The 15,472-nt window shown below is 55.0% G+C and carries 9 protein-coding genes; 8 read left to right on the top strand and 1 reads right to left on the bottom strand.

The window, feature by feature from the left end:
* Positions 1–4: 4 nt before the first annotated feature.
* Complete coding sequence (locus tag AC5JPW_RS19455) at positions 5–898, bottom strand: alpha/beta hydrolase family protein (RefSeq protein WP_494242759.1); 894 nt, start codon at positions 896–898, stop codon at positions 5–7.
* A 118-nt stretch (positions 899–1,016) separates the two neighbouring features.
* Here AC5JPW_RS19455 and AC5JPW_RS19450 point away from each other — a divergent pair, with 118 nt between their 5' ends.
* From AC5JPW_RS19450 to AC5JPW_RS19415, 8 genes are all read left to right on the top strand, one after another.
* Positions 1,017–2,696: a Mur ligase gene (locus AC5JPW_RS19450; protein ID WP_494242758.1), complete on the top strand. Its 1,680-nt coding sequence runs from the start codon at positions 1,017–1,019 to the stop codon at positions 2,694–2,696.
* A gap of 38 nt (positions 2,697–2,734) precedes the next feature.
* The gene (lapG, locus tag AC5JPW_RS19445) at positions 2,735–3,436 is read left to right on the top strand and encodes a cysteine protease LapG (protein WP_494242757.1); all 702 of its coding nucleotides are present in this window, start codon (positions 2,735–2,737) and stop codon (positions 3,434–3,436) included.
* 9 nt (positions 3,437–3,445) lie between these two features.
* Entirely contained in the window at positions 3,446–5,392 is a 1,947-nt protein-coding gene (lapD, locus tag AC5JPW_RS19440; protein WP_494242756.1) for a cyclic di-GMP receptor LapD, read from the top strand.
* A 26-nt stretch (positions 5,393–5,418) separates the two neighbouring features.
* Positions 5,419–5,760, top strand: coding sequence for a tryptophan synthase subunit beta (locus AC5JPW_RS19435; protein WP_494242755.1), 342 nt, complete (start codon positions 5,419–5,421; stop codon positions 5,758–5,760).
* Positions 5,761–6,040: 280 nt separating this feature from the next.
* Complete coding sequence (locus AC5JPW_RS19430; protein WP_494242754.1) at positions 6,041–9,976, top strand: retention module-containing protein; 3,936 nt, start codon at positions 6,041–6,043, stop codon at positions 9,974–9,976.
* A 177-nt stretch (positions 9,977–10,153) separates the two neighbouring features.
* Positions 10,154–11,503, top strand: a complete 1,350-nt coding sequence (locus tag AC5JPW_RS19425; RefSeq protein ID WP_494242753.1) for a TolC family outer membrane protein — start codon at positions 10,154–10,156, stop codon at positions 11,501–11,503.
* Positions 11,504–11,605: 102 nt separating this feature from the next.
* Positions 11,606–13,789 (top strand): type I secretion system permease/ATPase, encoded by a 2,184-nt coding sequence (locus AC5JPW_RS19420; RefSeq protein ID WP_494242752.1) that lies wholly within the window; start codon positions 11,606–11,608, stop codon positions 13,787–13,789.
* Positions 13,790–13,802: 13 nt separating this feature from the next.
* Positions 13,803–15,140, top strand: a complete 1,338-nt coding sequence (locus AC5JPW_RS19415; protein WP_494243882.1) for an HlyD family type I secretion periplasmic adaptor subunit — start codon at positions 13,803–13,805, stop codon at positions 15,138–15,140.
* Positions 15,141–15,472: the final 332 nt, after the last annotated feature.

Raw genomic sequence — 15,472 nt, 5'->3', positions numbered from 1 at the left:
CTCCTTACGCCTGGTCAGCAGGACGGCGGTGTGGACAGAGTGTCACGGCGTCAATGCCTGGATTGCCCTGCAGGTCATGATATTCCGGCGCAATGGCGGGGCGTTCAAGCAACGTCACCCGGTGGCCCTGCTGACGCAGTGCATCGGCAAACCGCGTCTGTAAATCGAAGGGCGTGTTGCGGTCCTGCGGATTGCCGATCACTACAATCAGCCGTGCGGGATCGGCAGAAATACCGTTAATGTGGTCAAGAGGATCCCACGGGTTCGGCAGTCCGGTGCCGTCAAGCTGAGGTGCAGAGGCTTCACCGCGTTCATGGCGCATCCGTTCAGCCCGTTCCAGCAGACCCCAGGCCCCGGATGTCAGGATGGCGCAGTCAATATCGCGACGCCCATAGGTGAGTAGCGCCGACGCTGCGGTTGCACCACCGCTGTGGCCGCTGAGAATAAAATGCGAAATACCGTAGCGTACTTTGATCGCCTCAAGGGCAGCATCGAGGGCGAGAAACTCTTCCGGCTGTCGACGGCGATAGTGATTGCCGCTGGAGCCATACGTGCCGGGCCGGGCAATGATCACCGTCGGTAATCCGCTCTTTTGCATCATCGCCTGAGCCTGTTGACGTTGCGCATCCCCGGTATTGGCGGGGATGGTTTCCGGCGCGCGCTTAATTAGCGAGACTCTGTCCCCCTTAAATACCACCAGCACCTGCGGGGCGTTATGCAGTTCGCCTGCACTAAAGTAGCGAATGCAGGCTTTACCGCTGCTGTACGTTACCCATGTGGCATCGTCACTGACCGGGCAGTTATGCCTGATGCTGGCCTGGTTCCACAATAGCGGCGTTTCGGCATGGGCAAAAACGCCCACCAGCAGCAGAAAAATAAGTGTGTAATATCGCCTCACGGCACCGCCTCAGGGGCAAAGATATAGACATACAGAATACACAACCAAGCATTCATAATGTTAAGATGATAAAAGGATTTTTCGGACTGGGAATTCCCGGGTGCAATGAAGGAGTCACATGTCGCTCAGCCACTTACTTGCGCAAACCCGCCCGGTTATCGAAACGCTGGAGAGCGCGTCAAATCCCCCCCTTTGCCCGTCCTGGGTCCTCTTCTTTAGTGTTTCTGACGGCAAAAGCCGGGCCCATGTTGTGCAGGGCAGCGGTAAGACGTTTGATCTCGCCTGGCAGCAGGGGACGCAGGCATTACAATTGTGGCGTAAAAAAAGCAGCGTTCGGGCTCGTTGGCTACGGGTGGATGTCGTCGACAAAATAGAAGCGTTGCCTTGGGACGCGTTGCAGGCCCGGTTAGCGAACACCAAGCGTAACTATTTTCGCTTCGGGCTGAGCCTGGATCCGGCATTTCGTTACGCGATGCTGGAACAGGAAATTGCCGCCAATGCGCTGCTCTATAACGGTGATATCGGCGTTGCCACTCCCAATCCCAAAAACCTTGCCCATTTTTCCCGCCGTCGCTTCGGGGCGCGGGTGGAGTGGCCCGCGCAGCCGGATCAAACCCTGTGGCGATTTACCACCCGCGCACTGTTTTGTGACGGTGAGCAGGTGCTGCACATTGAATCGGACGGGCGCAACAGCGGCTATCGCCAGTTGCCTGACTGGCAGGAGAAGGCGCTTGAACCCATGATTGCCTCCTCGACCGATTATCTGGCCCGCCAGGTGACGGAGTCCGGACGTTATCACTACGGCTGGTTTCCGTGCTTTGATCGCGCCATTCCCACCTATAACGCGTTGCGCCATGCCAGCTCGACCTATGCGCTGCTCGAAGGATGGGAAGTGACGCAAAATCCGGCGCACTTCGCCGCAATCGAGCGTGCACTGGGCGCACTTTGCACCACGTTTATCCGTACTTACACGTTGCCAGACGGCAGTGAAGCCGATTTCCTGGTGGATACCGGCGATGAAATTAAGCTGGGTGGCAACGCGGTGTGCATTCTGGCGATGGCGAAATATACCGAATTAACGGATGACAGCCGCTATCTGGCGCAGATGGCCCGGCTGGCAAACGGCATTGGCTTTATGCAGGACCCGCAGAGTGGCGGTTTTGTTCATGTGCTCAATGCCGGGGATCTGTCTCTGAAAGCGGCGCATCGTATCATCTATTACGATGGCGAAGCCGCGTTTGCCCTGATGCGGCTCTATGGTCTGACGAAAGCGCCTGAATGTCTGGCGAGGGTGGAACGGGCGATGGACTTTTTCATCGAGCAAAAGCACTGGCAGGCGCACGATCACTGGCTCAGTTACTGCGTAAACGAACTGACGCTGTACCGGCCCGAAGCGCGCTATTACCAGTTTGGGCTGGATAACGTTCGCGATCATCTGGAGTTTGTTCAGGAACGTATCACCACTTATCCCACATTACTGGAGCTGATGATGGCGGCGTCACGTATGATTGAGCGCCTTGTCACTTCGCCGCATAAGTACCTGCTCGATGACTTTGATATGGATGTGTTTAACCAGGCGCTGGAGACCCGCGCCCGCTACCTGGCAAATGGCTTTTTCTGGCCGGAACTGGCGATGTTTTTCAAAAATCCTCCGCGTATTGTGGGCAGTTTCTTTATTCGTCACCACAGTTATCGCGTACGGATCGACGATGTTGAACACTACCTTTCGGGCTATGTTGCCTACCGCAAACGCTGGCGAGAAGGGGCGGGGAAAAGTGAGCAGGTGCTATGCAACTGACTATACTCGTTAGCAACTTTGCCCGGACAGGCTAACCCATGACCTGGCGACTCTCTTTCTCCTTCCTTTCTGCAACTTGCCAGCGATGGTTATCGTTCTGGCTGGTGGTGCTATTGGTGATTTCGCCTGGGATCGGGGCTGGGTGGGATTTCAACGCTATTACTATCAGCACTGAAAAACTGTACGGTCCGGCATCACCCGCCGCCCGGCAGCGGATTGATGAGTGGGCAGCGTTACTGAAAAACCCACCTCCGGCCAACATCCAGGACAAATTAAACCTGGTTAACCGGTTTTTTAACGCAAGAATGGCCTTTAAGGATGATATTGTCGTCTGGAAACAGCAGGATTACTGGGCAACACCGATCGAATTTTTACGTAAAGGGGCAGGTGACTGCGAAGATTTTGCGCTGGCGAAGTATTTCACGTTGCGCGAAATGGGGGTGCCCGCTAACCAGTTGCGTATTACCTACGTTAAAGCGCTTCAACTGAATCAGGCGCACATGGTTGTCACCTGGTATGCCACGCCCGATGCCGTTCCGCTGGTGCTGGATAACCTGAAAACTGCCATCTTGCCTGCGACACAGCGTACTGACTTGCTCCCGGTTTACGCTTTTAACGGGGAGGGGCTGTGGCTGCCGCAAACCGGCGGCAATAAACGCGTGGGTGACAGTAAACGACTCTCCCGCTGGCAGGATCTTCTCACCAAAATGCGTGCAGAAGGATTTGTAATTAATGAATAGGATGTGGACATGTCTCTTTATAAGCAGCTACTGATCGGCATCTGTTTATTTACGCTCGTCATTTTCTGCGGCAACTTTTTTGTTACCCTGGAAAGTTCGCGCGACCAGTATCGTAACCAGCTCAGTGCGCATGCGCAGGATGCAGCAACGGCATTAGGACTGTCGCTGACAACCAATATTGACGATCCGACAATGACCGAATTGATGGTGAATTCCATTTTTGACAGCGGTTATTTTTATCGTATTCGAGTGGTCGATATTAAAACGAATAAACCCATTATTGAGCGCAGCGATATTCCGCAAAGTGCGCGTGTACCGCAATGGTTTGTGCGCCTGGTGAATCTTAGTCCGGGTCAAGGTGATGCCATTGTGACGCATGGCTGGACGCAGGTGGCACGCGTTGAGGTGGTCAGCCATCCGATGTTCGCGTTGGCTCGGTTATGGGACAGCATGGTCGCCAGTTTTTTGTGGCTAACGGGGTGTAGCTTGCTTTGTGTGCTGGGTGTGACTCTGCTGCTGCGTCGTCTTCTGCGACCACTGAATTATATCGTGGGCCAGGCAATGGCCATCTGCCGTCGCGAATTCCTGAATGTGTCTGCGCTGCCGAAAACCCCTGAACTGCGCAGGGTCGTTGAAGCGACCAACCTGATGGTCACCCAACTTAAAGTGTTGTTCAGCGAGCAGGCATCGCGCAGTGAATCTCTGCGCCAGGAAGCCTATCATGATAGCCTGACAGGCCTGAATAATCGCCGTGCGTTTGATATGCAGTTGCAGTCGCGTTTGAGTGATGAAGAAAATGCGTCAGGCCATTTGATGCTCTTGCGTGTGCAGGATCTGATGGGGATGAACCAGCGTTTGGGTGGCGCAAAAACCGACCAGTTACTGACGGCGGTGGCCGACATTCTGACCGGCTTACAAAGCCATTATTTTCAGAACGAAGGCTTCCTCGCGCGTGTACGCGGGGGGGAATTTGCCATTATTGCCCCGCAGATCTTGTCGCAGGAACTCGACAATCTGAGCAATACCCTCAGTACGCAGCTTAAAGCGTTGTCGGAAACGGGCATGAGTGACGTCACCCCGGTGGCACATTTTGCCCTGGTTCCCTTCCATGTGGGTGATAAACCGCAGACGGTGCTAATGCAGGCGGATCAGGCACTGGCGATGGCAGAAACCGAAATGGGCGTTTTTGCCAGCCTTGATAGCGCAGCAGCCAGCGAGAATGAAGAAGATCATCATAGCTGGTATACCCGTCTGGACAAGGTGCTGACCGACGGCGCATTCGAGCTTTTTTCTCAGCCGGTTTATCGATGCAACAATGCGCATGTTGTTCTGCACCATAAGATTCTCGCCCGTATAAGAACGCAGGAGGGGGAACTGGTACCCGCAGGGCGTTTCATGCCGTGGATCCACCGCCTTGATCTGAGCCGTCGAATGGACATTGTGATGTTGCAACAGACGCTGCGCGAGATGGAAAAATCAAATAAGCCGTTCGCGCTAAGCATCAGTGGTGCCAGCGTGGCGGATGATCAGAGCCTCCATGCACTACTGCAACCGCTGAAAGGTGTGCCACATTTGGCTTCCCGTCTGACCCTGGAACTTGATGAAAATGAACTTCCCGATGCTGAGCGGGTAAATATCCTTGTCAGCCGGCTCCAGGAATTGGGCTGCCGTCTGGGTATCCAGCACTTTGGGGGACGATTCCATCTTATCGGCAATTTGCCACAATGGGGTCTTGCCTGGATTAAAGTCGATGGAAGTTACATTCGTAATATTGATAGCGAAGAAGATAAAAAACTGTTTATTGAAGCTATCTATTGGGCGACCCGCCAAATTAATTTGCCATTGATTGCTGAACGTGTGGAAACGGCGGGTGAATTAGCGATTCTTGAAAAAATTGGTTTGCATGGGGCAATGGGACGCTATTTTGCGGACGCCAGCACGCTGGTCGGAATTTAACCGGTCGTACATGAAAGAGGCTGAATATGTACTACATAGAACGTGATGCGCAGGGACGCATTATTCAGGTGGCAATGACATCTTTTCACGCGATGACAGAACAGACTGCAGCCAGTACAGCTGAGATCGATGAGTGGTTTAGGCAACGTGATATTCGAGAAGCGTCTCTGCTACAACTGCGCCAGAGCGACCTTGAGATGGTTCGCGTACTGGAAGATTTAATTGAAGTGCTGATGAGTAAAGGTGTGATCAGCATTACCGATCTTCCTCTGGTTGCACAAAATAAACTGACTAACCGTGCCCAGGCACGTCTTTCATTAAGTGGTCTGGAAGGATTAATCGCTGATGATGATGAGGGCCTTATTTAGCTCGTCATCTTTTATGACACGATATATATCATGTACGAAACAGGGGCTCTTGACAAAGTCCCTTTTTTTTATTCTAAAACGGCTTCGCGCACTACTATTCATTCACGCCATCTATTAATATAAGGTCTTTAAGCGAAGCGGCATCAATAAATTCTCTGCCGTAACACGTTTTAGCCTTTTTTCACGTATTGCATTACCCATTCTAATTAAATTCTCTTTTAGCATTCTATGCCTGAATCATGGATGAGTTGGGCGAGAAAAAGATCGAGGGAAACTACACATGAGCGGCGTATCTGGGATCGTCAAAGCGGTAATTGGTCAGGTGTTTGCAGTAAGCCCTGATGGAAGCAGACGTTTATTGGTTGAAGGCGACAGGATCCTTGAGGGCGAACAAGTCCAGACAGGGTCTTCTGGCGCTATTACCCTTTCGACGGCGGATGGTAAACAACTGGATCTCGGTCGCGATAGCCACTGGGACAGCACCGGTACTGTGGCCGCTGAACCCTCGGCCGCCCAACAGCAGGATGTTGCAGCCTTACAACAGGCTATCGCAGACGGTCAGGATCCGACCAAAACGCTCGAAGCGACTGCTGCGGGTCCTCAGGCCGGTGGCGGCGGTGGGGATGGCGGTGGTGGTGGGGGCGGTGGCTCTCACACTCATGTGGTACTCGATCTCACTGGCGAAGTGGTTGACCCGACAGCGGGCTACCCAACAACGGGACTGGATTTCCCCGATGCTGAAAGACCTCAAGAATTAACCCTTCTCGATCCTGCCACTGCCACTGCCAATGCCGCTGCGGCAGATGCGGGTACCGGGACGACGCCGACTACACCGACCACACCTGGCGGCGGCACGGTAACCCCTCCTGACGATTCCGATGCAGATGCGGATTCTGATGCGGATGCAGACGCTGATGCGGACGCAGATGCAGACGCAGACGCTGATGCGGACGCAGATGCCGATTCAGATGCCGATGCAGATGCGGATTCTGATGCAGACGCCGATGCCGATGCAGACGCTGATGCAGATGCAGATGCCGATGCAGACGCTGATGCCGATGCGGACGCTGATGCCGATGCGGACGCAGACGCCGACGCTGATGCCGATGCTGATGCCGATGCTGATGCTGATGCCGACGCTGATGCAGATGCAGATGCAGATGCCGATGCAGACGCTGATGCCGATTCAGATGCAGACGCCGATGCTGATGCTGATGCTGATGCTGATGCTGATGCTGATGCTGATGCTGATTCTGATGCCGACGCTGATGCAGATGCCGATGCAGACGCAGACGCCGATGCGGACGCCGATGCAGATGCAGATGCAGATGCCGATGCCGATGCTGATGCCGATTCTGACGCCGATTCAGACGCAGACGCCGATGCAGATGCAGACGCCGATGCCGATGCCGATGCAGATGCCGATGCCGATGCCGATGCGGATTCTGATGCAGACGCCGATGCGGATTCTGATGCAGATGCAGATGCAGATGCAGATGCAGATGCAGATGCAGATGCAGATGCAGATGCAGATGCTGATGCTGATGCTGATGCTGATGCCGACGCTGATGCCGACGCGGATGCCGATTCTGACTCCGATGCGGATGCAGATGCCGACGCCGATGCAGATGCCGACGCCGATGCAGATGCCGACGCCGACGCCGATTCTGATTCCGACGCCGATGCCGATGCCGATGCCGATGCCGATGCGGATACCGATGCCGACGCGGATGCTGATGCCGATGCAGATGCAGATGCGGATGCCGATGCGGATGCAGACGCCGATGCCGACGCGGATGCGGATGCGGATGCGGATGCTGACGCCGATGCAGATGCCGATGCGGATGCAGATGCAGATGCAGATGCCGACGCCGATGCCGATGCGGACGCAGATGCGGATTCAGATGCGGATGCAGATTCTGACGCCGACGCCGACGCCGATGCGGATGCCGACGCGGATGCCGATTCTGACGCTGATGCCGATGCGGATGCAGATGCAGATGCAGACGCCGATGCAGATGCAGACGCTGATGCAGATGCCGATTCAGATGCCGATGCCGATGCCGATGCAGACGCTGATGCGGACGCAGATGCCGATGCAGATGCAGATGCGGATTCTGATGCAGACGCTGATGCAGATGCCGACGCCGACGCCGATGCAGATGCAGATGCCGATGCAGACGCTGATGCCGATGCTGATGCCGATTCTGACGCCGATGCAGACGCTGATGCAGACGCTGATGCCGATTCTGACGCCGATGCAGATGCAGATGCAGATGCAGATGCAGATGCAGATGCAGATGCAGATGCCGATGCCGATGCAGACGCGGATGCCGATTCAGATGCAGATGCAGATGCAGATGCAGATGCAGATGCAGATGCCGATGCAGACGCAGACGCAGACGCCGACGCTGATGCTGATGCTGATGCTGATGCTGATGCCGATGCGGACGCTGATGCTGATGCAGATGCCGATGCAGATGCCGATGCAGACGCTGATGCGGACGCTGATGCAGATGCAGATGCAGATGCAGATGCCGATGCGGATTCTGATGCAGACGCCGACGCGGATGCCGATTCAGATGCAGACGCCGATGCCGATGCCGATGCCGATTCCGACTCTGATGTTGATGTGAAGCTGACAGTAACGGTCACGCCAGGATCGAAGACCGCTGATACGTCCGATAACACCGTCACTCACATCAATGGCGGCAGCGGAAACCCGAACGGATACGATGTCCAGAATGGGGTGATCGTAGCGATCGGCAGTAACGTCCATGTCTGGTTAACGCCGGACAACCCGGATGGCGCTATCAAGGGCGACTTTGTGCCGACGGCGGCCAGTGCGTCACAGATTCACTATTACACCAGCAGCGGCAACGCCAATACGGACGATAGTGGTAAAGGGCACACCGATATCTTTGTGGTCGGCGATCACACTGGTGGTTATTACCAGCAGAGCGACTGGCCGAATACCAAATACAATTTCGTCTCTCTGAAGGGCATAACCGGGAACGGTGGCGTGACGGAAGGCGATGTCGGAAAAGACTATATTTTTGTTCAGGGTAACAGTGCGGACTACACCGTAACGGGGGTGCCGCATCCGCAAAACCACCAGAACAACGATATCGATAATCTCCAGATTACCAATAAGGATGGCAGCCATCCTTATGAAAATGCGAACCACATTGAAGGCGTTGTTTTTGGTAATGGACCATCGTCTACCCATGGCGGCAGTACCGACGTCAGCTACAAGGTGACGCTAAATCTGGACGTGAATCTCGAAAGTTCCGACAGCAACGACCACCTGAACACGGTCACCTTTAACGGTATTCCGGAAAATGCCACCTTCACGGGTAACTACGTCAACGTCAGTTATGACGCGGCCAATAAGGTCTATGTCATGACATTTGACAGCCACACGACGCACTACTCCGGGCAGGTCAGCGTGGATTTACCCGACGGTAAGAGCACACTCGGTGATATCACGCTGGATGTGGATACGACGGCGTCTGAGCACCATGACACCCATTTTGACTTTGACGGTGAAGAGGGCGGTCAGCATGTCAGCGACAGCCATAGTCATGATGCCAGCACTGCCGACTATCACCCTGATGCCGTTGACGAAAGTCATACAACCGACAGCCACATTGCCGAAGACAACCCTGTCGACACGGACAACGAAGCCAGGACCCTCAGCAGCAATGAAAGCGAAAGCGATAAGCTGACGCTTGCCAGCAGTGCCGTTGAAGAGACGTCGGCTTCAGAAACCGACCACAGTGTGACCACTGAGGCGCACAGCGCATCATTAATTGATGAGTCGAGCCTAATGCTCAGTCCACAGGGTGCCGATAACGCCCCGGGCAGCGCTGAGACCCCAACGACAACGGCTGATAATGCCGTGAATCCTCTCTCCGGGGATGAACATACCGATATGGCCTCGACCGAACCGGCCACGCCGACCACCGAAAGCGCACTGAGTACCAGTGCGGGTCATGATGACACGCTGAATTTCAGCGACATCATCCATGACGAGGAGCATAACGACCTCAGTAGTTTGATTCAGGCGGGCCCGCAAAGCGAAGCCGCGCAGGGTGCGACAGAGGTTGAACATGTTCCTGCTGAAGGCGGTTCGACTGCGGGCGCGGAAAGTTACGATGCCGGCCACGAAGCGATGGTAGAGAGTCTGATCGCGAAACCGGAAGAAGTTTCCTGACAGGCCGCCGCGTAGCAAAAGGGTTGCGCGGCAAACGATCCTGACATGAATTCAGATCTGACGAGGGATACCGTCCGATCGCAAATAAGCCTGGATGCATTCACTCCCTCGCTCTCGTGGCATTTTCTCTGGTAGATGTTAATGCGCTATCAGAGACATGACGAAAAGGACGACAAAATGAAATATGGTAGCCAGATTTTTATGGGTGCAGCACTGACGCTGTGCGCGACGCAAAGCCAGGCCACGACGCTTGAGCAGGCGGTCAAAGAGAGCCTGTTATGGCATCCGCAGGTTAACGCCTCGGCGAACAGTCGTTATTCAGCCGATCAGGATCTTCGCGCCGCGAAAGGGGGTTATCTGCCTTCGCTGGATCTCACGGCCGGAACGGGCTGGGAGCAAACCGATAACGCCACTACCCGTGCGGCAGGCCAGCATCAGCGCAACCTGAATCGCAGTGAATCCGCCATCAATCTCACACAAAACGTCTTTAATGGTTTTGCGACCACCAGTGAAGTAGCGCGCCAGAAAGCGACGGTGAATTCCCGTGCTTGGACAGTGTTGAATACCAGCGAAGCCACTGCGTTACAGGCAATCCAGAGCTATCTTGATGTGCTGATGCGCGAAGAGATGGTGAAGCTGGCGGAAGATAACCTGAAGAATCATGAGCGCGTATTTGATCAGATCAATCTGCGCACACAGCAGGGTGTAGGCCGCCAGGCCGATTTCGATCAGGCGGAAGCCCGACTTGCTCAGGCGCGTAATAACCTGATTACGGAGCAAACCAATCTCGAAGATTCACGCGCTAACTATGAAAGCGTCACCGGCAAAGACGCTGACACGCTGGTGATGCCAGGAAAGATTAAGATCCCGGACTCGCTGGCCGCTGCTCGCGCAGTCATGCTGACGAACAGCCCGCTGCTGAAACAAGCGGATGCGGATGTGGAAGCGACCCGCCAGCAGTACGAAGCGGCGAAATCTCGTTTTTACCCGAATGTGAATGTGGAAGTGGGTCGCACGATGGACAACAACATCGATGGCACTCGCGGACATAACCAGGAGTGGCAGGCGATGGTGCGCATGCGCTACAACCTGTACAACGGTGGCAGCGATCAGGCCACTCTCACCTCCTATGCGTACAAAATGCAGGAGGCGCAGGATGTGAAAAATAACGCCCTGCGTCAGTCGAATGAAGAGTTACGTCTTGCATGGAATGCGCTGAACAACGCCGCTCAGCAGGTGCCGATTGCCAAAGAATATGCCGATCGCAGTGTGACGGTGCGTAGTGCATATCAAGAGCAGTTCAGTCTCGGTGACCGTACGCTGCTTGATATGCTGGACAGTGAAAATGAAGTGTTCAGTGCCCAGCGTCGTTACGTTGAGCTGAAGTATGTCGACATGTTCACCACTTACCGCATCAGTGCGCGTACCGGTGAACTGCTTAAGAACATGAATATTCAGGCACCTTCAGCTTCTCAGCCGCTCGATCAGGCACAACGTACTCAGCCTGATCTTCCTGATCTGAAGTAAGACAGCATTGACGGTTGATGGGGGATATTTCCGGCATAAAAACCGGCAATCACCCTCTCTTTTTTAACTGCGGCATAAGTCTGCAGAACATCGAGACAGAGAATGAGGCCTGATATTGGCACGCCTGAACAGACTGATACGCCCCCGCAGGCGTCAGTCAGACAGGACCCCCGGCAACGCCATGATGATCCGTTGCTGGATGCTTTGATGATCATCTGTAAGCTGCATAACATCGCCACCAGCCGTACCGTATTGACCACTGGGTTGCCGCTGGAGTCACACACACTGACGCTTGAAGCCTTCCCACGTGCCGCAGGCCGTGCCGGGCTGAAGGCACGTGTCGTGCAGCGTCCGCTGGAAAAGATTACCGCGCTCTCACTGCCCGCCATTCTGTTGCTGAAAAATAATCAGACAGCGGTGCTGGTTGGCTGGGATGAGCAGCAGGCGCGTCTGTTGCCCAGCGAAACCGAAGGTGGGGAGATTACGCTGTCGCGAGAGGCGTTGGCGGAGCATTACAACGGCGGGGCGATTTTTATCTCGCCCGAGCATGAATTTGACGCCCAGCCGACTGCCACCTTACCGCGTACCACCGCGTGGTTTAAAGACACGCTGAAACTGTCGAAATATCTCTACCTTGATGCGGTGGTCGCCAGTTTCCTCGTCAACCTGGTAGCGCTCAGTTCGCCGCTATTTGTCATGAACGTCTATGACCGGGTGGTCCCTAACCAGGCGACTGCGACGCTCTGGGTGCTGGCGATCGGCGTCAGCATTGCGTTTATCTTCGATTTTGTGCTGAAGGTTCTGCGCGGCATTTGCCTCGACCTGGCGGGTAAGAAGACCGACCTGGTGGTCTCCTCTGCGCTGTTTGAACGCCTGCTGGGCATGAAGATGAAGCTCCGCCCGAAACGGGTAGGGAGCTTTGCGCAGAACTTCCAGGAGTTCCAGTCAATTCGTGACTTCCTTTCGTCGCTGACGTTGACGGCGTTTATCGATTTTCCGTTCACGCTGCTGATCCTGCTGGTCATTGGTGTTATCGGTGGCCCACTGGTGTTGATCCCGTTACTTTGCTACCCACTGGCATTACTGGTGAGCTGGTTAATCCAGCGCCCGTTGATGTCGCGGGTACAAAAAACCTATCAGTTGTCCAACGAGCGTCAGGCGATGCTCGTGGAGACGCTTACTGGCCTTGATGCCATAAAAATTAACAACGCCCAGAGTGAGCGCCAGTACCAATGGGAGAACCTGACCAGCCAGCTTAGCAAGCTGGAACTGCGGGTTAAATCGCTCTCTTATGTGGCCGTCAACTTTACCGCCTGGCTGCAACAGGCCAGCGGCGTGGCGATGATTGTCGCCGGAGTGTACATCATTATTGCTGGCAACCTGAGTATGGGGGGGCTGATTGCCTGCTACCTGCTGCACCGTCGCGCCATGATGCCTGTCGGTCAGTTGTGCAGCCTGATCACCCGTTACCAGCGTGCGCGTATGACTAAAGCAACCATCGACAGAATGATGGGGCTGGAGCAGGAAGTCGAAGACGACGAAGTGCCACTTAAGCGCGAGACGCTTTCGGGGGCGATTGAACTGCGCGACGTGACCTTTTGCTACCCCGGCAATCAGTTTGCCTCCCTCAGCAACGTATCGCTGACCATTCAGCCGGGTGAGAAGGTGGGGATTATCGGACGCAGTGGCTCCGGTAAAAGCTCACTGGCGAAATTGCTGGTCGGCTTTTATCAGCCGGACAGCGGCAGCGTGCTGATTGATGGCATTGATGCGCGCCAGATTGATGTGCACGACCTGCGTCATAACATCGGCTATGCCCCGCAGGATATCCATTTGTTCAACGGTACGCTGCGGGAAAATCTGCTGTACGGTGCCAGCTACGTTGACGATGAGACCATGCTGCGGGTTGCAAACCTGACCGGGGTGCACGACTTCGCCCGTCGCCATCCGTCAGGTTACAACATGCAGGTGGGTGAACGGGGGCTAAGCCTTTCTGGCGGGCAGCGCCAGGCCGTCACGCTGGCACGAGCTCTGTTACTCGATCCCCCAGTGCTATTGATGGACGAGCCTACCAGTTCAATGGATAACACCAGCGAAGATTTGATTAAGAAAGCGCTGGCCCCGGTTATCAGCAATAAGACGCTGCTGTTAGTCACGCACCGTGCTTCGCTGCTGTCGCTGGTTGACCGTCTGATCATTGTCGATAACGGCAAAATCATTGCTGACGGCCCGAAAGAGAGCGTCATGAGTGCACTGAAAAAGGGACAAATTCATGCGAATCGTTGATGCACTGAGCCGCATGATGAGCTGGCTTTCAGGCGGTAAACAGCAGAGCGCGTTCACCACCAACGAGGTGAATAAAGCCTTGTTAGATGATGCACCTCGGGTCGTTCGCGTGACTTTGTGGGCCATTCTTGCCTTCTTTATCGCCATGATTATCTGGGCTTCGCTGGCTGAAATAGACGAAGTGACCCGTGGTGAAGGGCGTGCGATTCCGTCATCTCGTTTGCAAAAAATTCAGAACCTGGAAGGCGGGATTATTGCCGAGGTCTTTGTGCATGAAGGTGAGGTGGTGAAAGCCGGGGCACCGCTTTTGCGTCTGGACGATACCCGTTTTCGCTCCAATGCCGGAGAGAGCGAGGCTGACCGGTTGGCACTGGATGCACGTATCCAGCGTCTGACCGCCCAGCTTGATGGGGCAACGGAGCTGACGCTGTCACCGGAAATCATCCAACAGGCACCAGATATCGCCAGTGGCGAGATGGAGCTGTTTTCCAGCGTCAATAAACGCATTCAGAGTGAAATTAACGGACTCAACGAGCAACTGGTGCAGAAGAAACAGGAACTGCTCGATTTTCAGGGAAAATTAGTCCAGTACCGCCGCAGTCTTGCGTTGCAACAGCAGGAAATCAGCATGTCTGAACCACTGGTGGCGAAAGGGGCCATCTCTAAAGTTGAGATGCTGCGTCTGCGCCGTGCCGGGGTTGAGACACAAGGTCAACTGGATTCCGTTATTCTCGCCATTCCACGCGCCGAGGCCGCCATCAAGGAGATTGAGAGCAAGGTAGGAGAAACACGGGGGCGTTACCGTAGCGATGCACTGGGGCAGCTTAACCAGGCGCGTACCGATCTCAGCAAAATTGAAGCCTCGGGCAAAGCGATCACAGACCGGGTCAACCGTACGTTGGTTACCTCCCCGGTGCGCGGTGTGGTTCAGCAGTTGCTGGTCAATACCATTGGTGGCGTGATCCAGCCGGGTAATGACCTGGTGGAGATTGTGCCACTGGACGACACGCTGCTGGTGGAAGCGAAAATTCGCCCGCAGGACATCGCCTTTTTACGTCCGGGGCAGGAAGTGACGGTGAAATTCACTGCCTATGACTACACCATTTACGGTGGTCTGAGGGGCAAGCTTGAGCAGATAAGCCCGGACACGGTGACTGACAAAGACGGCAAGAGTTTTTATATCATTCGCCTGCGTACGGATAAAAACCACCTTGGGACGGATGAGAAGCCGCTGCTGATCATTCCGGGCATGGTCGCGTCGGTGGATATTATTACCGGCAAGAAAACGATTCTGGCGTATTTGCTTAAGCCGATTTTAAGGGCGAAAGCCGAGGCGTTCAGGGAGCGGTAATAGTGGGAAGTCTGCGGAAGCAGCGAACGCACGTCAGGTCCCCTCTCCCTGAGGGAGAGGGCCAGGGTGAGGGGGGCATGCGACTCTGAGGGTCATTCCGTTCACCTCATGTTCCTTGCTTCTCTGTCACACCAGAACCCGTGAACGTGCCAGGGTGGCTCATCGCCACCACCCTGGCGACCCGGGCTCCCGGCCACGAAAATCGCCGCTGGCGCGGTGCATTCGTCTTATGTCGTCTGACTTTCGGGTCGGGGACCAGCCTACATCCTTGTAGGCTATCCCCTCCGCCCGCTTCCCTGCGGGCGGCCCCGGTCAGCCGCCAACGCCTCATC

Source organism: Phytobacter sp. (genome assembly GCF_059074235.1).
This window is presented reverse-complemented; position numbering and strand designations above follow the sequence as displayed.